The sequence below is a fragment of the Corynebacterium pollutisoli genome (assembly GCF_900177745.1).
Lineage (GTDB): Bacteria > Actinomycetota > Actinomycetes > Mycobacteriales > Mycobacteriaceae > Corynebacterium > Corynebacterium pollutisoli.
Map to the genome: position 1 here is coordinate 95323 of NZ_FXAR01000003.1, position 19187 is coordinate 114509.

The 19187-nt window shown below is 69.7% G+C and carries 17 protein-coding genes; 10 read left to right on the plus strand and 7 right to left on the minus strand.

The window, feature by feature from the left end; translation table 11 throughout:
* The first annotated feature begins 10 nt into the window (after nt 1–10).
* Nucleotides 11–1333, plus strand: a complete 1323-nt coding sequence (locus tag B9Y70_RS05400; RefSeq protein ID WP_143337535.1) for a UDP-glucose dehydrogenase family protein — start codon at nt 11–13, stop codon at nt 1331–1333.
* Here B9Y70_RS05400 and B9Y70_RS05405 read toward each other — a convergent pair.
* Complete coding sequence (locus B9Y70_RS05405) at nt 1330–2535, minus strand: YibE/F family protein (RefSeq protein WP_085549237.1); 1206 nt, start codon at nt 2533–2535, stop codon at nt 1330–1332. The genes B9Y70_RS05400 and B9Y70_RS05405 overlap by 4 nt on opposite strands.
* A 33-nt stretch (nt 2536–2568) precedes the next feature.
* Between B9Y70_RS05405 and B9Y70_RS05410 the strand changes: the two genes are divergently transcribed.
* Nucleotides 2569–3540 carry an LLM class oxidoreductase gene (locus tag B9Y70_RS05410; protein ID WP_085549238.1) on the plus strand — a complete coding sequence of 324 codons (972 nt, stop codon included), beginning with the start codon at nt 2569–2571 and terminating at the stop codon, nt 3538–3540.
* Here the strand turns inward: B9Y70_RS05410 and B9Y70_RS05415 are convergent.
* Nucleotides 3524–4774, minus strand: a complete 1251-nt coding sequence (locus B9Y70_RS05415; RefSeq protein ID WP_085549239.1) for a pyridoxal phosphate-dependent aminotransferase — start codon at nt 4772–4774, stop codon at nt 3524–3526. The genes B9Y70_RS05410 and B9Y70_RS05415 overlap by 17 nt on opposite strands.
* Before the next feature lie 16 nt (nt 4775–4790).
* On the minus strand, nt 4791–5411 hold the full coding sequence (locus tag B9Y70_RS05420; protein ID WP_085549240.1) for a DUF1707 SHOCT-like domain-containing protein: 621 nt from the start codon (nt 5409–5411) through the stop codon (nt 4791–4793).
* A 113-nt stretch (nt 5412–5524) separates the two neighbouring features.
* Between B9Y70_RS05420 and B9Y70_RS05425 the strand changes: the two genes are divergently transcribed.
* Nucleotides 5525–6319 carry a CPBP family intramembrane glutamic endopeptidase gene (locus B9Y70_RS05425; protein ID WP_143337536.1) on the plus strand — a complete coding sequence of 265 codons (795 nt, stop codon included), beginning with the start codon at nt 5525–5527 and terminating at the stop codon, nt 6317–6319.
* A gap of 31 nt (nt 6320–6350) precedes the next feature.
* Here the strand turns inward: B9Y70_RS05425 and B9Y70_RS05430 are convergent, their stop codons facing one another.
* Nucleotides 6351–9179, minus strand: a complete 2829-nt coding sequence (locus B9Y70_RS05430) for a (Fe-S)-binding protein (RefSeq protein ID WP_143337537.1) — start codon at nt 9177–9179, stop codon at nt 6351–6353.
* 589 nt (nt 9180–9768) lie between these two features.
* Nucleotides 9769–11169 (minus strand): FAD-dependent oxidoreductase, encoded by a 1401-nt coding sequence (locus B9Y70_RS05435; RefSeq protein WP_085549242.1) that lies wholly within the window; start codon nt 11167–11169, stop codon nt 9769–9771.
* Between the two features lie 328 nt (nt 11170–11497).
* On the opposite strand from B9Y70_RS05435, the gene B9Y70_RS05440 reads away from it, so the two are divergent.
* From B9Y70_RS05440 to B9Y70_RS05470, 7 genes are read left to right on the plus strand one after another with little or no spacing between them, the layout of a single operon-like run.
* Nucleotides 11498–13171: a nitrite/sulfite reductase gene (locus tag B9Y70_RS05440; RefSeq protein WP_085549243.1), complete on the plus strand. Its 1674-nt coding sequence runs from the start codon at nt 11498–11500 to the stop codon at nt 13169–13171.
* A complete protein-coding gene (locus B9Y70_RS05445; protein ID WP_085549244.1) occupies nt 13168–13416 on the plus strand; it encodes a hypothetical protein in 249 nt (82 codons plus the stop codon). Before B9Y70_RS05440 ends, B9Y70_RS05445 begins: the two co-directional genes overlap by 4 nt.
* Nucleotides 13413–14180, plus strand: coding sequence for a phosphoadenylyl-sulfate reductase (locus B9Y70_RS05450; protein ID WP_085549245.1), 768 nt, complete (start codon nt 13413–13415; stop codon nt 14178–14180). Before B9Y70_RS05445 ends, B9Y70_RS05450 begins: the two co-directional genes overlap by 4 nt.
* Nucleotides 14177–15091: a sulfate adenylyltransferase subunit CysD gene (cysD, locus tag B9Y70_RS05455; protein ID WP_085549246.1), complete on the plus strand. Its 915-nt coding sequence runs from the start codon at nt 14177–14179 to the stop codon at nt 15089–15091. The genes B9Y70_RS05450 and cysD overlap by 4 nt, the downstream gene beginning before the upstream one ends.
* Nucleotides 15091–16359, plus strand: a complete 1269-nt coding sequence (locus B9Y70_RS05460; protein WP_085549247.1) for a sulfate adenylyltransferase subunit 1 — start codon at nt 15091–15093, stop codon at nt 16357–16359. The genes cysD and B9Y70_RS05460 overlap by 1 nt, the downstream gene beginning before the upstream one ends.
* On the plus strand, nt 16359–17000 hold the full coding sequence (locus tag B9Y70_RS05465; protein ID WP_085549248.1) for a sirohydrochlorin chelatase: 642 nt from the start codon (nt 16359–16361) through the stop codon (nt 16998–17000). The genes B9Y70_RS05460 and B9Y70_RS05465 overlap by 1 nt, the downstream gene beginning before the upstream one ends.
* A gap of 9 nt (nt 17001–17009) precedes the next feature.
* Nucleotides 17010–17918: a sulfite exporter TauE/SafE family protein gene (locus B9Y70_RS05470; RefSeq protein ID WP_085549249.1), complete on the plus strand. Its 909-nt coding sequence runs from the start codon at nt 17010–17012 to the stop codon at nt 17916–17918.
* On the opposite strand, the gene cobA is transcribed toward B9Y70_RS05470, so the two are convergent.
* Together cobA and B9Y70_RS05480 are read right to left on the minus strand one after the other, a co-directional pair.
* Nucleotides 17919–18653 (minus strand): uroporphyrinogen-III C-methyltransferase, encoded by a 735-nt coding sequence (gene cobA / locus B9Y70_RS05475; protein ID WP_085549250.1) that lies wholly within the window; start codon nt 18651–18653, stop codon nt 17919–17921.
* Nucleotides 18644–19156, minus strand: coding sequence for a hypothetical protein (locus B9Y70_RS05480; RefSeq protein ID WP_085549251.1), 513 nt, complete (start codon nt 19154–19156; stop codon nt 18644–18646). Before B9Y70_RS05480 ends, cobA begins: the two co-directional genes overlap by 10 nt.
* Between the last annotated feature and the right edge of the window lie 31 nt (nt 19157–19187).

The following is a 19187-nucleotide window of genomic DNA, read 5'->3' on the forward strand; positions in this document are numbered from 1 at the left end:
AAGGTCTGTTATGCGTATGACTGTCATCGGCACCGGATACCTGGGTGCGACCCACGCGGCCTGCATGGCTGAGCTCGGCCATGAGGTTCTCGGCGTGGACGTGGATTCCGCCAAGATCGATTCCCTCAAGGACGGCGTCGTGCCGTTCTACGAGCCCGGCCTGCCGGAGGTGCTCACCCGCAACCTGGAGGCGGGGCGCCTGGACTTCACCACCGACTACGGGAAGGTCGCGGAGTTCGCGAACGTGCACTTCCTCGGCGTCGGTACCCCGCAGGAGCGGGGCTCCTACGCGGCGGATCTCACCTACGTGTACGCGGTGATCGAGGATCTCGTGCCGCTGCTGGAGGGGGATCACATCATCTTCGGTAAGTCGACCGTGCCGGTGGGTACCGCCGATGAACTGCAGAAGCGGGCCGACGAACTGTCGAAGCCCGGCACCACCGTCGAGATCGCGTGGAACCCGGAGTTCCTGCGCGAGGGTTACGCCGTGCAGGACACGATCACCCCGGACCGCATTGTCCTGGGTGTGCGTCGCGGTGAGACGAAGGCGGAGGAGGTCGCCCGCGAGGTGTACGCGCAGTCCATCGCGGACGGCGCTCCGTTCCTCGTCATGGATCGCGTGACCTCGGAGCTGGTGAAGGTCTCGGCGAACGCGTTCCTGGCGACGAAGATCTCCTTCATCAACGCCGTCTCGGAGATCTGCGAGATCGCGGGCGGTGACGTGACCAAGCTGGCGGACGCCATCGGGTACGACGACCGTATCGGCCGTAAGTTCCTCGGCGCCGGACTCGGTTTCGGCGGCGGCTGCCTGCCGAAGGACATCCGGGCGTTCATGGCGCGCGCCGGCGAGCTGGGCGCGGATCAGGCGCTCACCTTCCTCCGTGAGGTCGACGCCATCAACATGCGTCGCCGTGACCGCGTCGTCCAGCTCACCCGCGAGCTGTGCGGCGGCAACCTGCTGGGCCACCGGGTGACGGTGCTGGGTGCGGCGTTCAAGCCGAACTCGGACGATGTGCGTGACTCCCCGGCGCTGTCCGTGGCAGGTTCCCTGTCGCTGGCGGGCGCCGACGTCTCCGTCTACGACCCCAAGGCCATGGACAACGCCCGCAAGGTGTTCCCGACCCTCGGTTACGTCGACTCGATCGAGGAGGCGCTGGAGGGCGCGGACGTCGTCGTCCTGGCCACCGAGTGGCAGCAGTTCCGCGATCTCGATCCGCAGGCGGCGGGTGAGCTGGTCAACAAGAAGATCATCATCGACGGCCGCAACGTCCTCGACGTCGACAAGTGGCAGGGCGCGGGCTGGGACATCCACGCCCTGGGCCGCACGCTCTAACGCTTCTCCGGCACCGTCCACGCCGCGATGAGCGTGGTGAGGGGCACCGCGAGGGTGAGGGCGAGCGCGCCGATGCCGGAGCGGAGCAGCTCTGTGGCGACGATGTCGCTGGTGAGCGTCTGTGTCAGCGGGCGCTGCGCCACGGAGATGAGCAGCAGCAACGGCAGCGCCGCACCGGTGTAGGTGAGCACGAGGGTGTAGACCATCGAGGAGATGTGGTCGCGCCCCACCTTCATCGCGCCGAGGAACAGACGCCAGGGGGAGGCGTCGGGGTCGAGCTCCGAGAGTTCGGTGACGGTGGAGGACTGGGAGATGGTGACGTCGTTGAGCACGCCGAGTGCGCCGATGATGAAGCCGCACAGGAGCAGTCCGACGATGGACACCTCGGGCAGGTAGAGCAGGATGGTGAGGTTGTCGTCGGACCCCAGGCCGCGCAGGTGGGTGGTGTCGATGGCGACGCGCGCCAGGCCGGCCGCCACGGCCAGGGCGATGAGCGTGCCGGCCAGCGCCGACGCCGACTTCCAGTTGACGCCGTGGACGAGCGGCACGACGACCATGAGGATCGCCGCGCCCGCCACGAGTGCCAGGGCGAGGGGGTCGCGGCCGTGCAGCAGGGCGGGCAGCAGGAATACCGCGATGCCCACCAGGGTGATGATGAGGCCCGCCAGGGCCCGCACACCGCGCCACGCCGCGAAGACGACGATCATGAGCGCGATGAGCACACCCCACACCGCCAGCGACACCGTGCGCTGGTAGTCACCGAAGGTGTAGACGGTGCCCTCCGGGGTCTCCGACGAGGTGAGCAGGATCGCGTCGCCCTCCGCCAGCTCGGGCTCGCCGGGCATGCCGTAGTGGACGAGCTGGGTGCGCCGACCCTCGTCGGGGCCGGAGGTGATCTCCACGAGCGAGCGCTCGCAGGTCTGGCCCGACTGCTCGAGGGGGACGGTGGGGGAGTCGTCGAAGGCCCGGCCGGTGGACGGGGAGGTGCAGGCGGCGGCGTCGACAAGCAGGACCTCGCCGGTCACCTGCGTGTGGTTGAGGTTGAATGTCGTGGCGAAATCGGGGCTGACCTGCGGATCCTCCGCGGGCGGCCAGAGTCGCCACAGTCCCACCGCCGTCGCCAGGACGGAGAGCACGAGGAAACCGAGCAACACCCGGCGCCAGGGGGAGGGGGAGGTGTCGCGTGCGCGGTGAGAACCCATAGTTCTGCACCATATCGCGGTTAGCATGAATGCATGAGCTCACCCTTCTCGCTGTCCGACGCCCCCGTCACCTCCCTGCCGGGTTTCCGCAGGATGTTCCCCCGCGGGCGGATGACACTGGGGATCGCGCTGCCACTGGCGGCCGGGGATCCGGAGAATCCCGGCGTCGGAATAGCTCGCCAGGTGGAGCTGGTGCAGCAGGCGGAGGCCGGGGGATTCGCGGCGGCGTGGCTGCGCGACATCCCGCTGCGGGTGAGTGATTTCGGGGATGTGGGGCAGGTGTGGGACCCGTTCACGTATGCGGGGTATCTGGCGGCGTCGACAAGCGAGATCGCCCTGGCGACCGGGGCCGTCGTCCTGCCGGTCCGCCACCCGCTGCACCTGGCGAAGGAGGCGGCGAGCATCGATCACCTGTCAGGCGGCCGGTTCCTCCTCGGGCTGGCCACCGGCGACCGGCCGACGGAGTACAAGGCCTTCGGCCTCGAGGAGGGGGCGCGCGGGGACGTGTTCCGCGAGCATCTCGACGTGATGAACCGGGCGTGGACCACCGAGAACCAGGGGATCCGCTGGTCGAAGGGCCGGATGTGGGGCGGGGACATCGTGCCGAAGCCCCTGGCCACGCGCCCTCCGGTGCTCACCGTCGGGTCGTGTCTGCAGCCGATGGAGTGGCACCGCGAGCACGCCGACGCCCACGTCACCTACCACCGGCCGCTGGGGACGCAGCAGAAGTACCTGGCGGAGTGGCGGGCGGACGGCGTCGACAAGCCTTTCGCCATGAACATCGCCCTCGACCTGCACCGCGACCCCGAGGCGGAGGCGGGGCCGATCAAGTTCGGGTGGAGCGTCGGCGCGAAGGCGCTGGTGCGCATCCTCCACGAGCTGGAGGACATGGGCGTGGACCACTGCCTGCTCGGGCTCAAGCGGGGCAGCCGCCCGGCGGACGAGGTGCTCGGTGAGCTCATCGAGCACGTCGTGCCGGAGTTCGAGGCTACTGCTTGTAGCTGACCAGGAAGTTGCCCAGACGCTCGATGGCGTTCTCCAGCTGGGACGCCCACGGCAGGGTGACCAGGCGGAAGTGGTCGGTGTGCGGCCAGTTGAAGCCGGTGCCCTGGACCAGGAGGATCTTCTCGGCGCGCAGGATGTCGAGCATGAGCTTGGCGTCGTCGTGGATCTCGTAGACGTTGGGGTCGAGCTTCGGGAACGCGTACAGCGCACCCATCGGCTTGACGCAGCTGACGCCGGGGATCTCGTTGAGCTTCTGGTGGGCGATGTTGCGCTGGTTGAGCAGGCGGCCGCCCTCGCCGGTGAGCTGGTAGATGGACTGCTTGCCGCCCAGCGCCACCTGGATGCCGTGCTGGGCGGGCACATTCGGGCACAGTCGGGTGCCGGCGAGCAGTTCGAGGCCCTCGATGAAGCCGCGGGCGTGGTCCTGCGGCCCGGTGAGCACCATCCAGCCGGCGCGGTAACCGGCGACGCGGTAGGCCTTGGACAGGCCGTTGTAGGTGATGGTGAGCAGGTCCGGGGCGAGGGTGGCCAGGGAGATGTGCTCGGCGTCGTCGTAGAGGATGCGGTCGTAAATCTCGTCGGCGAGGATGAGCAGCTCGTGCTCACGCGCGATGTCGACGATCTGCTCGAGCACCTCCTTCGAGTACACCGCACCCGTCGGGTTGTTCGGGTTGATGACGACTATCGCCTTCGTCTTCTCCGTCACCTTCGAGCGGATGTCCTCGATGGACGGGTTCCAGTCGTCCTCCTCGTCGCACAGGTAGTGCACCGGGGTGCCGCCGGACAGGGAGCAGGCGGCGGTCCACAGCGGGTAGTCCGGGGCGGGGATGAGGACCTCGTCGCCGTCGTTGAGCAGCGCCTGCATGGTCATGGTGATGAGCTCGGACACACCGTTGCCCAGGAACACGTCCTCGACGTCGAAGTCCGGGAACCCCTCGATGACCTCGTAGCGGTGGAACACGGCACGGCGCGCCGGGATGATGCCCTTCGAGGTGGAGTAGCCCTGGGAGGTCGGCAGCGCGGCGATCATGTCGCGCATGATGACGTCGGGGGCGTCGAAACCGAAGGTAGCCGGGTTGCCGGTGTTGAGCTTGAGGATGTGGTGACCGTCCGCCTCCAGCCGCTCCGCCTCCGCGGACACCGGGCCGCGGATCTCGTAGAGGACGTCCTTCATCTTGTTCGACTGATCGAACGTGCGGCGACGTCGGCGGATGTGGTTCGGGGAGTCAGTCATGGCCTACATGTTGCCACTACTTCTTGCCGCGCTCCAACGCCTTGTTGACGAAGTTCATCGCGTTGTTCGTCAGTTCGGCCGTCTGCGCCCGTCGTTCCGCCCGCAGCGCGGCCAGCTTGTCCTGCTCAGCGAGGCGTAGCTCGGCGGCGCGGAGGCGTTCCGCCGTCCGCAGTTCCTTGATGCGCTGCCTGTCGACGGCCCGGGCGCTCGGCACATGCCAGCTCTTCGGGCCGACCTTCATGACGTACAGCAGCAGCCACAGCGTCGGCAGCAGGAACCACAGCAGGCCGGCCATCGGCGTCCCGATGAGCACGGTGCCGACCGTGACACCGACCGTCGACAGCCCCATGATGCCGAAGCGGATCTTGCGTCCCTCGCGGAACGCCGCCTCGATCTCCTGCGCCGAATACAGCTTGTCGACGTCCTGCGACACCCCCTGGAACTGCGGGATGTCCACGAACAGCGGATCCAGATCCCGGCGGAACTCGGCGCGGGCGATCTCCTGGCAGCGGGCGTCGTACTCGTCGACGGTCAGGCGCCCCTCGCCGAAGGCGCGCCCCAGTGTGGACATGGCTGCATTGCGTTCGGCGTCGCTCAGTCTCATGTCCGGCTGGTGGGCGGGGTACCTCATACTCATGCGTCCCAGTCTAACGACGCTTATCGACGCCGCCCTCGGGGAAGTCCCCGATCTTTCGATCTCCGGGCGAATCCCGATGGTCACCGGCCGTGCGCGGTGCGACCATCAGACGCATGAACCGGCTGACGGCACACGTGACCACCTGGCGGGCGTGGTACGCGGTCCTCGCGATGAGCGCCTTCGTCCTCTCCTCCTTCGCCGCGGTCGCAGGTGCCGCCTTCACGCCCCTGTCGTTCCTCCTGTTCGCCGCCCTGTCGTTGCTGTTCATCACGGTCGCTTCCCGACGCTGGCCCTCCCGCCTCGACCTCGGCCTGCGCCGCGGACTCACCGTGCGCGACATCGTGGTGGTCCTCGTGGTCTTCGCCGTCACCCACCTCTCCTTCTGGCTGCTCGGGATGGTCGATGGTGGCGCGCAGGGGGATCAGGCCGCTCGGCTGTTCACCGAGACGGGTCTCGACGGACCGCTCCTGCCCGCCGTCGCCGTGGTGGTCAGCTCCGTCGTCCTGGCACCCGTCTGCGAGGAGATCCTCTACCGCGGTGCCATGCTGCGCCCCCTCCACGACTCCCTCGCCCGCCGCGGACGCGCCGGACTCGGTGCCGTCATCGGTATCACCGTGAGCACGCTGTTCTTCGCCATGCCCCACCTAGCGGAGGACACCATCAACGTCATGAGCATCGCCTACCTGCTCACCGGCGCCGGCCTCGGCCTGGTGTACGTGCTCACCGGCTCCCTCACCGCCGCCATGCTCGGACACTCCCTGCAGAGCATGGTCGTCTTCGGGCAGGTCCTCATCTTCGGGCGCGGCGACACCGACGTCCACCCCCTCCTGTGGATCCTCGTCTTCGGCTGCCCGATCTGGGTCTACCTCGGCTCGCAGCTCGTGCGGGTCATGTTGCCCCCGCGCTGAGGAAGCCAGCTGGTCAGGGGGGGGCCAGCGACTAACTCTCCTCGTCGGAGTCGGGGAGCGACGGGCGGGCACCACCCGGGGGCGGCACCGCTCCACCGGGAGCCGGGGGAACTGCCGGGCCGGGTGCGGGCGGAGTGGCCGGGGCTGGAGGGACTGCGGGTGCTGCGGGAGCAGCAGGTGCGGGCGGTGCAGCCGGAGCCGGAGGAACAGCTGCCCCGGGGGCCGGCGGGACTGCGGGGGCTGCGGGAGCAGCAGGCGTGGGTGGTGTGACCGGAGCCGTAGGGACTGCAGCACCGGGTGCTGGCGGGACAGCTGCCCCGGGAGCCGGAGGAACTACCGGGGCTGCGGGAGCAGCAGGTGCGGGAGGTGCGGCCGGGGCCGGAGGGACCGCCGCACTGGGTGCTGGCGGGACAGCTGCCCCGGGAGCCGGAGGAACTACCGGGGCTGCGGGAGCAGCAGGTGCGGGCGGAGTGGCCGGGGCCGGAGGAACCGCAGCGCCGGGGGCTGGCGGGACTGCCGGGGCTGCGGGAGCAGCAGGTGCGGGCGGAGTGGCCGGGGCCGGAGGGACTGCAGCACCGGGAGCCGCAGGCACCGCACCACCGGGAGCCACCGGTGCGGCCGGTGCGGCGGGAATGACAGGAGTTGCCACCGCCTTCGGCCCGGGGGCCTGCTTCGGCTCCGGAGTCGCCTCTCCCACCGGCTTCGGGGCACGCTTCGGGCGGATGACCTCGCCGAGGAACTGGGGTTCGCGGGGCGCGGGGAGGTGGCCGTCGATAAGCACGGAGTCGCGGAGCATCTGGGCGACGTCGCGGACGACGGGGCGGTCGGGGGCGTCGGTGAGCGCCTTGACGCCGCCGGTGAACATGGTGTTGCAGAAGGGGCAGCCGGTGGCGATCTCCTCGGCACCGGTGGCCAGCGCCTGTTCGGAGCGGAACTCGTTGACGCGGCGGCCGATGGTCTCCTCCATGTACATGCGCGCGCCGCCGGCGCCGCAGCAGAAGGCTTCCTCGCGGGCGGGGGAGATCTCCACGAGCGAGGCACCTGCGGCGGAGACGAGTTCGCGCGGCGGGTCGTAGACCTGGTTGTGGCGGCCGAGGAAGCAGGGGTCGTGGTAGGTGACGGGACGGCGGTTCTCGGGGCCGCGCGGCACGGGCGTGAGCAGGCCTTCGCGGACGAGGCGGTTGAGGAGCTGGGTGTGGTGGAAGACGTCGAAGTGGCCGTCGAAATCCGGGTACTCGTTGCGGATGGTGTTGAAGCAGTGCGGGCAGGTGGTGATGATCTTGCGCTGCCCGGCGGGCACACCGTCGAAGACGTCGTTGAGGGTGGCGATGTTCTCGGTGGCGAGCATCTGGAAGAGGAACTCGTTACCCGCGCGGCGGGCGGGGTCACCGGTGCAGGTCTCTCCGGTCGACAGGACGGCGAACTTCACGCCCGCGGTGTGTAGCAACTCGACGACGGCGCGGGTGGTGCGCACACCGTCGTCGTCGAAGGCGCCGGCGCAACCGACCCAGAAGAGGTACTCGGTGTCGGTGAGGTCGTCGATGTCGTCGCCGACGACGGGGACGGGGATGCCGTCGGCACGCGCGGCCTCGACCCAGGACGCCCGGTCGGAGCTGTTGCGGCCCCACGGGTTGCCCTTGGCCTCGAGGTTCTTGAACAGGCCGGTGAGCTCGGAGGGGAACTCCGAGTCGGCGAGCACCCGGAAACGACGCAGGTCGGCGACGTGGTCGAGGTGCTCGATGTCGACGGGGCACTGGTCGACGCAGGCACCGCAGTTGGTGCAGGCCCACAGCACGTCGTCGGGGATGACGCTGGTCATGCTGAGCACGTCGAGGTCCGCGTGCGGGTTGAACGCCGCGTCGCGGATGTCGGTCATGAGCAGCTTCGGGTTGAGCGGCTTGCCGGTGTTCCAGGCGGGGCACAGGTCCTGGCAGCGACCGCAGTCGGTGCAGGTGGAGGCGTCGAGAAGCATCTTCCATGAGGCGTCACCCAGCTTGCCGACGCCGAGCGTGTCCTCATCCTCCGTATTCTCCAGCGTGAGCATCCTCCCGCCGGAGGTCATCGGCTTAAGGCGGCCGGTGGCCTTACGGCCGTCCGGGTTCGTCTGGAAGAAGATGTTGAAGTAGCTCAGGAAACGGTGCCAGCCGACACCCCAGTCGAGGTTGCGGGCCATGAGCAGCAGGAACGCCATGCCGCCGAGGAGCTTGAGCAGCGCGAACGCGGACACCATCACCGGGGACGCCGGCAGCAGGTTCGCCAGGTGCAGCGACAGGAAGTCCGCGACCGGGTGGCCGCCGCCGAACGTGGCGATCTTGCCGGCTTTGACCAGCAGCATGCCCAGACCCTCGAGGAGCACGATCGCCTCGATGGTGCGGGCCGCGACATGGTTGGACGCGAAGAAGCGCGACGCCCGCGACTCCGTCCCCTGCCGCAACCGGATGATGATGAGCGCCAGGATGCCGCCGATCGTGCCGACCGCCAGCACCTCCTCCACGAACCGGTACACACCCCACGACCCGAGCAGCGGCCACCCGCCCGCCGGGTTGAATGTCTGGATGTACGCCTCGAACCACACCAGCACGCCGAAGAGGAAGCCGACCATGACCAGCCAGTGCGCCACATTGACCACCGGCCGCCCCTTGAAGTGCGTGTGCCCGAACACCTCGATGACCACGCGCGACGCACGCTGCAGCGGATTGTCCGTCCGCCACCCGGCGGGCAGCGGCTGCCCCGCGCGCACGAAGCTGTACATCTTCCAGCCCGCGCGCAGGAACAGCAGCCAGGCAGGAAGGGAGAGGACGACGCCGAGAACACCCAGCACGATCGTGGTGGTGGAGATGGCCTGGTCAACCGGAATCATGTGCCCAGTCTAAAGGGAGCGGTGGACACGTCCCGCTTCGTGCTTATCGACGCCGCGCCAGCCGCCGCCTCGCCCGCTGCTCACGCGCGGGATCGGTGGGTGGGGAGAAGTGAAAGATAAGGGGCGGGGACGCACGTATCCCCGGCCCTCCGCAGAGGAGCCGGGGATACGTGTCTCGAGGACAGATAAGGGAAGACGGGCAGACGCTGGTTCTGCCCGTCTCCGGGAAACTACATTGCCGACATGATCCAGATGATCAGGGCGATGATCGCCAGGATGCCGACGATGGTCCAAATGAGTCCGCCTCCGCGCATGATGTTTCTCCTTAATTTCGTTTGATGTTCTTTACGCACTCAAGGGTAACAGTGATCACATCAACCCTGTTGAATTTGAGGGGTTGCTGAGCGGTAACAATTTGCTAACTCGGCTGTTATCGCAGGTCAGCGAGCCTCGGGAAAAGTCGGGAAAATATGCGGATTCGGGCATGTCGGCTCCCGGTCGGGCGGTGAGGGTGTCGCATGAGGGGTCCGACCGGGCGTCGATAAGCGTTCTCTCAGCCATCGTCGACGACCCTTCGGTGGACCAAATCTCACACGTAGGCCGGTGCGACGTGGGCGTGGGCGACCATGTCCTCCCACTCGACGATCTTGCGGCGCTCGCGACCCTCGACGCCGGACTCCTCGCCGAGGCGACGCTCCTCGGCGTCGAGGCGGTACCAGCCCTCCCAGGTGGTGACGCGGATACCGCGGGCGTCGAGAAGCTCGAGGATGGCGTCGGCCTCGCGGGTCGGGGCGGTGAGGCGGCCGGCGGCAGCGTCGGCGAGGAGGAGGTCGGTGGTCTCCTTGGCGTCGGACTTGGTGTTGCCGATGAGCCCGATGGGGCCGCGCTTGATCCAGCCGGTGGCGTACAGGCCCGGGACCGGGGTGCCGGCGTGGTCGAGGACGTGGCCGCCGTCGTTGGGGATGACGTGCTCGACGTGGTTGAAGGGCACGCCGGCGATCGGTTCGGAGCGGTAGCCGACGGCGCGGTAGACGGCCTGGACCGGCCAGTCGGTGAACGCGCCGGTGCCGCGGACGTGGCCGGAACCGTCGAGCTCGGTGCGCTCGGTGCGCAGGCCGACGACGCGGCCCTCGTGGGTGAGGATCTCCACCGGGGACTCGAAGAGGTGGATCTGCAGAGTGTGCGGGGCGTCCTTCGGCTCCCGGATGGCGTAGCCCTCGAGGATCTGGCACACGAGGTCCTGGGATTTCGAGGAGCTGCGGGCCTCGATGCTGGCCTCGTCGTAGTCGATGTCCTCCGGGGCGACGACGACGTTGACGGTGGGGGAGTGGTCGAGCTCCTTGAGCTCCTGCGGGGTGAACTTCGCCTGGGCGGGGCCGCGGCGGCCGAAGACGTGGACCTCGGTGGCCTGGTTGGTGCGCAGTGTCTCGTAGACGTTCTCCGGGATCTCGGTGACGTTGAGTTCCTCGGCGGTCTTGGCCAGGACGCGGGCCACGTCGAGGCCGACGTTGCCGACGCCGATGACGGCCACCGACTGCGCCGACAGGTCCCAGGTGCGGGGGAAGTCCGGGTTGCCGTCGTAGAAGCCCACGAAGTCGGCGGCACCGTGGGAGCCCTCGGCGTCGACGCCCGGGATGTCCAGGTCGCGGTCCTGGACGGCGCCGGTGGCGAAGACGACGGCGTCGTAGTGCTCCTGCAGCTCCTCGACCGTGACGTCCTTCCCGATCTCGATGTTGCCCAGGAGGCGGATCTCCGGGCGGTCGAGGACCCTGTGCAGCGAGGTGATGATGCCCTTGATGCGCGGGTGGTCCGGGGCGACGCCGTAGCGGATGAGGCCGAAGGGGGCGGGCAGCTTCTCGATGAGGTCGATGTGGATCTCGCGGCCGATCGACGCGGCGTTCTTCACCAGCAGGTCGGAGGCGTAGATGCCGGCGGGGCCGGCGCCGATGACGGCGACGCGGAGGGCGGTGGCGGGTGCGGGGTGGCTCATGGTGTCCTTTCGGGGACGTTTCCTAGACTGACTGGTCTGTGAAAGTAGCAGGGATCCTGAAAAGTGCAACGATTCCGCTTTCTTTCATTCATGTTGGGCGGGGAGAAATGAATGGAAACAATTCAATTCAGTGAATGAAAGTCGAACATAAATGCTGCGTACAGCGATGATGTCAGTTTCGTAGGCGACCCTCACCACTCTGCCCATTGTGGTGAACCAAGTTGTCTGCTTGACTGCCTGTCATCCGCCCTGGAGGGCGACCGGCGGGGCGTCGATAAGCGTCCCGCAGGTGAATGAAATAGACAGAACGGTACATTAGGAGCACGTCATGACAACGGCCACCACCACGCGCCGCAAGCGCGTCCGCAAGCCGGAGGGCCAGTGGAAGATCGACGGCACCGCGCCCCTCAACCACGTCGAGGAGGTCAAGCAGGACGGCGAGGTCCTCGACGTCTACGACCGCGTGGTCAACATCTACTCGAAGCAGGGATTCGACTCGATCCCCGCCGACGACATCGCCCCGCGCTTCAAGTGGCTGGGCCTGTACACGCAGCGCCGACAGGACCTTGGCGGGGAACTCACCGGCCAGGTCCCCGACGCCGAGCTGCAGGACAGGTACTTCATGATGCGCGTGCGTTTCGATGGCGGCCTGGTCACCCCCGAGCGCCTCCGTGCCGTCGGCGAGATCTCCCGCGACTACGCCCGCTCCACCGCCGACTTCACCGACCGCCAGAACATCCAGCTCCACTGGCTGCGGATCGAGGACATCCCGGCGATCTGGGAGAAGCTCGACACGGTGGGCCTGAGCCCCCTGCTGGGCTGCGGCGACGTGCCCCGCATCATCCTCGGCTCGCCCGTGGCGGGCGTCGCAGCGGAGGAGATCATCGACGCCACCCCCGCCATCGAGCGGATCCAGCGCGAGCATCTGCCGAACCCGGAGTTCCACAACCTGCCGCGCAAGTTCAAGTCCGCCATCTCCGGCCACTCCCGCCAGGATGTGACCCACGAGATCCAGGACGTCGCCTTCATCGGCTCCGTCCACCCCGAGCACGGCCCCGGTTTCGAGTGCTACGTCGGCGGCGGCCTGTCCACCAACCCGATGCTCGCGCAGTCCCTCGGCGCGTGGATCCCGCTCGACGAGGTTCCCGACGTGTGGGCCGGCGTCGCCCGCATCTTCCGCGACTACGGCTATCGACGCCTGCGCAACCGCGCCCGCCTCAAGTTCCTCGTGGCGGAATGGGGTGTGGAGAAATTCCGCACGGTGCTCGAGGAGGAGTACCTCGGCCGCCGCCTCACCGACGGCCCGCACCAGCCCATCAACCCGGGCTACCGCGACCACATCGGCATCCACCCGCAGAAGGACGGCAGGTTCTACCTGGGTGTCAAGCCGACCGTCGGCCACACCACGGGCGAGCAGCTCATCGCCATCGCGGACGTCGCCGAGCGCTTCGGTATCACCCGCATCCGCACCACCGCGGAGAAGGAACTGCTCTTCCTCGACGTCGAGCGCACCGACCTCGCCGCCCTGGCCGCTGCCCTCGACGAGACCGGGCTGTACTCCAAACCCAGCGAGTGGCGCCGCAACATCATCTCCTGCACCGGCCTGGAGTTCTGCAAGCTGGCGCACGCCACCACCAAGTCCCGCGCCGTCGAGCTCGTCGACGAGCTGGAGGAGCGCATCGGCGACATCGACGTCCCCGTCCGCATCGCCCTCAACGGCTGCCCCAACTCCTGCGCCCGCACCCAGGTCGCGGACATCGGCTTCAAGGGCCAGACCGTCACCGACGCCGACGGCAACCGCGTCGAGGGCTTCCAGGTGCACCTCGGCGGCTCCATGAACATCGGCGCCAACTTCGGCCGCAAGCTGCGCGGACACAAGGTCCTCGCCGACGAGGTCGGGGACTACGTCACCCGCGTGGTCACCCACTTCAAGCAGCAGCGCACCGACGGTGAGACCTTCCAGGAGTGGGTCCAGCGCGCCGCCGAGGAGGACCTGCTGTGAGCTTCCGCCGCGCCCCCAACCCCAACCGCAACCACCCGCTGCACTGCCCCTGGTGCGCCGGCGAGGAGCTCTTCCCGAATGAGGCCGACGAGTTCGCCTGGCTGTGCCGCGACTGCACCCGCGTGTTCTCCGTCCGCTACCACGGCCAGGACGACCCGGAGCACCGCCCCGCCCCCGCCCGCTCCACCAGCGAGGCCATCCGGACCTCGCTCACCCGACACGGACACCAGGAGGTGACCCGATGAACCTGCTCACCCAGACCACCCGCCGTGACCCGGAGGTCAGCCCGGCAGGCCCCACCACCACCGGTGACCTGACGGAGGAGGTGCGGGAGGCCAACGCGCGGCTCGTCGACAAGCATGCCGCCGCACTTCACGACGCCCCCGCCCACACCATCCTGGCCTGGGCCCGGGAGCACGCGCCCGGTGCGATCGCGGTGACCCTGTCCATGGAGAACACCGTGCTCGCGGAGCTCGCCGCCTGGCACCTGCCGGAGGCGGACCTCCTCTTCCTCGACACCGGCTACCACTTCCCGGAGACCCTCGACGTGGCGGCCGCGGTTGACACCCGCTACCCGCAGACCCTGGTCACCGCCCGGCCGACCCTCACCCGGAAGGAGCAGGACGCGACCTACGGCGCGAACCTCTACCGGAACAACCCCACCGCCTGCTGCCGCATGCGCAAGGTCGAGCCGTTGGCCGTGCACCTCACCCCGTACGCGGGTTGGGTCACCGGGCTGCGCCGCGCCGACGGCCCCACCCGGGCGAACGCCCCGGCGCTGAGCCTCGACGCGACCGGCCGTCTGAAGATCTCCCCGCTGGTCACGTGGTCGCTCGAGGACACGGAACGGTTCATCGACGAGCGCGACCTCATCATCCACCCCCTCACCCGGCAGGGTTACCCGTCCATCGGGTGCGCCACCTGCACCCTCCCCGTCGCCGACGGTGAGGATCCCCGGGCCGGTCGCTGGGCCGGCAACGCCAAGACAGAATGCGGACTCCACTCATGACCACAGCACTTTCCACCCGACTCTCCCCCCACCTCAAGGACCTGGAGAACGAGTCCATCCACATCCTCCGCGAGGTTGCGGGCCAGTTCGACAAGGTCGGACTGCTGTTCTCCGGCGGCAAGGACTCTGTCGTCGTCTTCGAGCTCGCCCGCCGCGCGTTCGCCCCGGCGGCCGTCCCCTTCGAGCTGCTCCACGTGGACACCGGCCACAACTTCCCGGAGGTCATCGAGTTCCGCGACCGCCTCGTCGAGCGCACCGGCGCCCGCCTGCGCGTCGCCGCGGTCCAGGACTGGATCGACCGGGGTGACCTCGTCGAACGCCCCGACGGCACCCGTAACCCTCTGCAGACCGTCCCCCTCGTGGAGACCATCGCCGAGCAGGGTTACGACGCCGTGCTCGGCGGCGCCCGCCGCGACGAGGAGCGGGCCCGCGCCAAGGAGCGCGTCTTCTCCGTGCGCGACTCCTTCGGCGGCTGGGACCCGCGCCGCCAGCGGCCGGAGCTGTGGCACCTCTACAACGGCGGCCACCTGCCGGGCGAGAACATCCGCGTGTTCCCCATCTCCAACTGGACGGAGGCCGACATCTGGGAGTACATCGGCGCCCGCGGCATCGAGCTCCCGCCGATCTATTTCGCACACGACCGCGAGGTCTTCGAGCGCGACGGCATGTGGCTCACCGCCGGCGACTGGGGCGGGCCCCGCGAGGGCGAGAACCTCCAGGTCAGGCGCGTGCGTTACCGCACCGTCGGTGACATGTCCTGCACCGGCGCGGTGCTCTCCGAGGCCTCCACCATCGACGAGGTCATCGCCGAGATCGCCACCTCCACCCTCACCGAACGCGGGGCCACCCGCGCCGACGACCGTCTCAGCGAGTCCGCCATGGAGGACCGCAAGAAGGAAGGCTACTTCTGATGACCACCTCCACCCTCCTGCACACCCGCGAGACCCTCCGCCTGTGCACCGCCGGGTCCGTCGACGACGGCAAGTCCACCCTCGTGGGCCGCCTGCTCCACGACACCCGCTCCGTCCTGGCCGACACCCTCGCCTCCGTCGAGCGCACCTCCGCCGACCGCGGCTTTAACGGCCTCGACCTGTCGCTGCTGGTCGACGGCCTGCGCGCCGAGCGTGAGCAGGGCATCACCATCGACGTCGCCTACCGTTACTTCGCCACCGACCGCCGTACGTTCATCCTCGCCGACACCCCCGGCCACGTGCAGTACACCCGCAACACCGTCACCGGCGTCTCCACCTCCCAGGTCGTCGTCCTGCTTGTCGACGCCCGCCACGGCGTCGTCGAGCAGACCCGCCGCCACCTCACCGTCGCGGCCCTGCTCGGGGTGCGCACCGTGCTGCTGGCCGTCAACAAGATCGACCTCGTCGACTGGTCGGAGGACGTCTTCCGGGAGATCGAGACGGAGTTCCGCGCCCTGGCGGACGCCGTCGGTGTCGATGACGCCCACGTCATCCCCGTCTCCGCGCTGCTCGGCGACAACGTCGTCGAACCCTCCCTGCACCTGCCCTGGTACACCGGCCCCACCATCCTCGAGCTGCTCGAGAGCATCGAGGTCCACCGCGGCCGCGCCCACGACCTGGGGTTCCGCCTGCCGATCCAGTACGTCATCCGCGAGCACGCCTCCGACTACCGCGGATACGCCGGGCGTATCGACGCCGGCTCACTCACCGTCGGCGACACCGTCCGCCTCCCGGAGGGCCGCACCAGCACCGTCACCCACATCGACACCGCCGACGGTGCCGTGGAGACGGCCGCCGCCGGGGACTCCGTCGTCCTCCGCCTGGCCGACGACATCGACCTCATCCGCGGCGACCTCATCGCCGGGGCCGACCACCCGCAGCCGGTGCGCTCCTTCGACGCCACCGTTGTGGGCCTGTCCGACCGCCCGCTCCGCCCGGGCGCGCCCGTCAAGGTCCGCTACGGCACCTCGCTGGTGCGCGGCCGGGTGACCTCGGTCGACCGGGTCCTCGACATCGACGGCCTCTCCGACGACATCGCCCCCGCCGACTGCGGCCTCAACGACATCGCCCACGTGCGTATCGACGTCGCCGCCGACCTGCCCGTCGAGCCCTACGCCGCCCGCGGCGCCGTCGGCTCCTTCCTCCTCATCGACCAGGCCACCGGCGACACCCTCGCCGCCGGCCTCGTCGGACACCGCCTGCGCTGATGACCGCCCTGCTCACCCTCTCCCACGGCTCCCGCCACCCGCGCGCCGCCGCCGGCATCGACCGACTCACCGCGGCCGCGGGGGAGAGGCTGGGCGTCACCGCCCGCGCCGCGCACCTGGAGTTCTCCTCCCCCTCGCTCATCGACGCCGCCCGCGACCTCGCCGCCCACGGCCACCACTGTGCCGTGGTCGTCCCGCTGTTGTTCACCGACGCCTTCCACGCGCGTCACGACGTCCCCGCCGCCCTCGCCGCCGCCCGGGAGGCCTCGGGCCTCGAGCTCGTCCCCGCCCGGGGGCTGGGTACCGGCGGGGACATCGCCGACGTCCTCGCCGCCCACACCCGCCCCGCCCCGGACAAGAACCTCGTCCTCGCGCACGTCGGATCCTCCGACGCCGCCGCCGAGGAGGCCGTCGCCACCCTGGCCGACCGCCTCGCCGCCCGCCTGGGGCGGGCGGTGGCGGTGCGCCGGGCGACGGGGGAGAGGACGGGGGCGTCGATAAGCGGAGACCACCACCTCATCCCCCTCTTCGTCACGCACGCCCTGCTCCTGGACCGCCTGCACACCTCCGGTGCCAGCGCCGATCCGCCGCTCGGGACGGCGCTGGCCGGCATCGTCGCCGACCGCTACCTCACCGCCTAGGACCCCACCATGACCACACTCCTGCTCATCGCCCTCGCGGGACTCGCCGCGCAACTCGTCGACGGTGGCCTCGGCATGGGCTTCGGCGTCACCTCCACCACCATCCTCATCGCGCTCGCCGGCCTCGGCCCCGCCCAGGCCAGCGCCGTCGTCCACACCGCCGAGCTGGGCACGACGCTCGCCTCGGGCGTCTCCCACTGGCGTTTCGGCAACGTCGACTGGAAGGTCGTCCGCCGCCTCGCCGTCCCCGGCGCGGTCGGTGCCTTCGCCGGCGCGACCGTCCTGTCGAGCCTGTCCACCGAGGCGGCCGCCCCGCTCACCGCGACGATCCTCAGCCTCATCGGTGTCAACCTCGTGTGGCGCTTCTCCCGCGGGCGCATCCGGCGCGAGGGCGGGGGCGAGCACTCCCGCGGCTTCCTCGGCGGGCTCGGCCTCTTCGGCGGCTTCATCGACGCCTCCGGGGGCGGCGGCTGGGGGCCGGTGACGACGTCGACGCTCATGACGCTGGGCCGCACCGAACCGCGGCGGATCGTCGGCACGGTGAACACGGCCGAGTTCCTCGTCACCGCCGCGGCGACGTTGGGTTTCGTCATCGGGCTGTGGGACGACCTCGTGGCCAACCTCGCCGCCGTCCTCGCCCTGCTCATCGGCGGTGTCATCGCCGCCCCGATCGCCGCGTGGCTGGTCACGCGCACCAACCCGGCGGCCCTCGGCGGCATCGTCGGCACGCTGCTCGTGGCCCTCAACCTGCCCAAGGTCCTGCCGCTCGGCTGGGGCGGGGTGGCCCTGCTCGTGGTGCTCGGCCTGGCGCTGTCGTGGGTCGGCTACCGACGCTCCGTCACCGCCCGCGCCGCCGCCGGTGAGCCCGTCACCGGGTCCACCAGCGAGCCGCAGGGGCAGGAGGTGCGGGTGCGGTGACTACAGTCCGGCGACGTCGCCGATGACGTAGACCGCGGGGGAGGTGACGTCATTCACCTTCATCGTCTGCGCCAGGGTGCCCAGCGTGCAGCGGAAGCTGCGCTGCTGATCGGTGGTGCCCTCCTGGATGACGGCGGCCGGGGTGGTGGGGTGCAGGCCGGCGTCGATCAGCGTGGCGGTGATCGCGGCGACGTGGCGCACGCCCATGATCACCGAGATGGTGCCGCCGGCGCGCGCCAGGGCGGGCCAGTCGACGAGCGAGTGCGGGTGGCCGGGCGGCAGGTGGCCGGACACGACCGTGAAGGAGTGCACCACCCCGCGCTGGGTGATCGGGATGCCGGCCGCGCCGGGCACGGAGATCGCACTGGTCACGCCGGGGACGACGGCGCACGGGATGGCGTGCTCGCGGCAGGCCTCGAGCTCCTCGTAGCCGCGGCCGAAGACGTACGGGTCGCCGCCCTTGAGGCGCACGACGTGACGGCCGGCCAGGGCGTGCTCGACGAGGAGACGGTTGGTCTCCTCCTGCGCGACCTGGCGGCCGTAGGGGAGTTTGGAAACGTCGATGACGGTCTTCTCCGCGGTCTCGCACAGCTGCGAGAGCTCGTCGGTGGGGCCGAGGTGATCGGTGAGGATGACGTCGGCGTCCTGCAGGGCACGCATGCCGCGCAGGGTGATGAGGTCCCAGGCGCCGGGGCCGCCGCCGACGAGGGTGACGTGGCCGGTACTCACATGCACACCGGGACGCCGCGGGAGGACAGCTCGACGGCGGCCCAGTCGGTGGAGGCCGTGACGCCGGCGGTCCAGCCCTGCCAGGAGATGACGGCGACGCCGCGGGCGTCGAGAAGCTCGAGGAGGCGGGGCGGGGCGTCCTGCGGGCGCTCCGGGAAGACGGCGGCGGTGATCTCGGCGGAGGCGAGGGCCGCGCCGGTGAGGGTGGCGGTGTCGGTGGTGGCCAGGGCCGCGGCGTCGGGGGTGACGACGGCGTCGTAGAGCTCGTGGAGCTCGTCGACGGTGACGTCCTCGTCGACGCGCACGTTGCCGATGAGGCGCAGGCGCGGGGCCTGGTCACCCTGCGGGGTGGAACGGAGCAGGCCGGCCGGTGCGGTGCGTGCGGTGATGAGGTCCACGAAGACAGGGGCCTGGTGACGGGTGGTGAGCAGGCTCTCGGCGAGGCACATGCCGGTGGCTCCGTCGCTGATGACTGCGATGCGCAGGGGCCGCTGGGATGACTCGGGCATGGTCTCTGTCCTCTCTCGTAGACTGAATTGT

Excerpts from the sequence above, each read along its gene's own strand:
- B9Y70_RS05400 (WP_143337535.1), top strand. The coding sequence starts at position 11 with ATGCGTATGACTGTCATCGGCACCGGATACCTGGGTGCGACCCACGCG.
- B9Y70_RS05405 (WP_085549237.1), bottom strand. The coding sequence starts at position 2,535 with ATGGGTTCTCACCGCGCACGCGACACCTCCCCCTCCCCCTGGCGCCGG.
- B9Y70_RS05410 (WP_085549238.1), top strand. The coding sequence starts at position 2,569 with ATGAGCTCACCCTTCTCGCTGTCCGACGCCCCCGTCACCTCCCTGCCG.
- B9Y70_RS05415 (WP_085549239.1), bottom strand. The coding sequence starts at position 4,774 with ATGACTGACTCCCCGAACCACATCCGCCGACGTCGCCGCACGTTCGAT.
- B9Y70_RS05420 (WP_085549240.1), bottom strand. The coding sequence starts at position 5,411 with ATGAGTATGAGGTACCCCGCCCACCAGCCGGACATGAGACTGAGCGAC.
- B9Y70_RS05425 (WP_143337536.1), top strand. The coding sequence starts at position 5,525 with ATGAACCGGCTGACGGCACACGTGACCACCTGGCGGGCGTGGTACGCG.
- B9Y70_RS05430 (WP_143337537.1), bottom strand. The coding sequence starts at position 9,179 with ATGATTCCGGTTGACCAGGCCATCTCCACCACCACGATCGTGCTGGGT.
- B9Y70_RS05435 (WP_085549242.1), bottom strand. The coding sequence starts at position 11,169 with ATGAGCCACCCCGCACCCGCCACCGCCCTCCGCGTCGCCGTCATCGGC.
- B9Y70_RS05440 (WP_085549243.1), top strand. The coding sequence starts at position 11,498 with ATGACAACGGCCACCACCACGCGCCGCAAGCGCGTCCGCAAGCCGGAG.
- B9Y70_RS05450 (WP_085549245.1), top strand. The coding sequence starts at position 13,413 with ATGAACCTGCTCACCCAGACCACCCGCCGTGACCCGGAGGTCAGCCCG.
- cysD (WP_085549246.1), top strand. The coding sequence starts at position 14,177 with ATGACCACAGCACTTTCCACCCGACTCTCCCCCCACCTCAAGGACCTG.
- B9Y70_RS05460 (WP_085549247.1), top strand. The coding sequence starts at position 15,091 with ATGACCACCTCCACCCTCCTGCACACCCGCGAGACCCTCCGCCTGTGC.
- B9Y70_RS05465 (WP_085549248.1), top strand. The coding sequence starts at position 16,359 with ATGACCGCCCTGCTCACCCTCTCCCACGGCTCCCGCCACCCGCGCGCC.
- B9Y70_RS05470 (WP_085549249.1), top strand. The coding sequence starts at position 17,010 with ATGACCACACTCCTGCTCATCGCCCTCGCGGGACTCGCCGCGCAACTC.
- B9Y70_RS05480 (WP_085549251.1), bottom strand. The coding sequence starts at position 19,156 with ATGCCCGAGTCATCCCAGCGGCCCCTGCGCATCGCAGTCATCAGCGAC.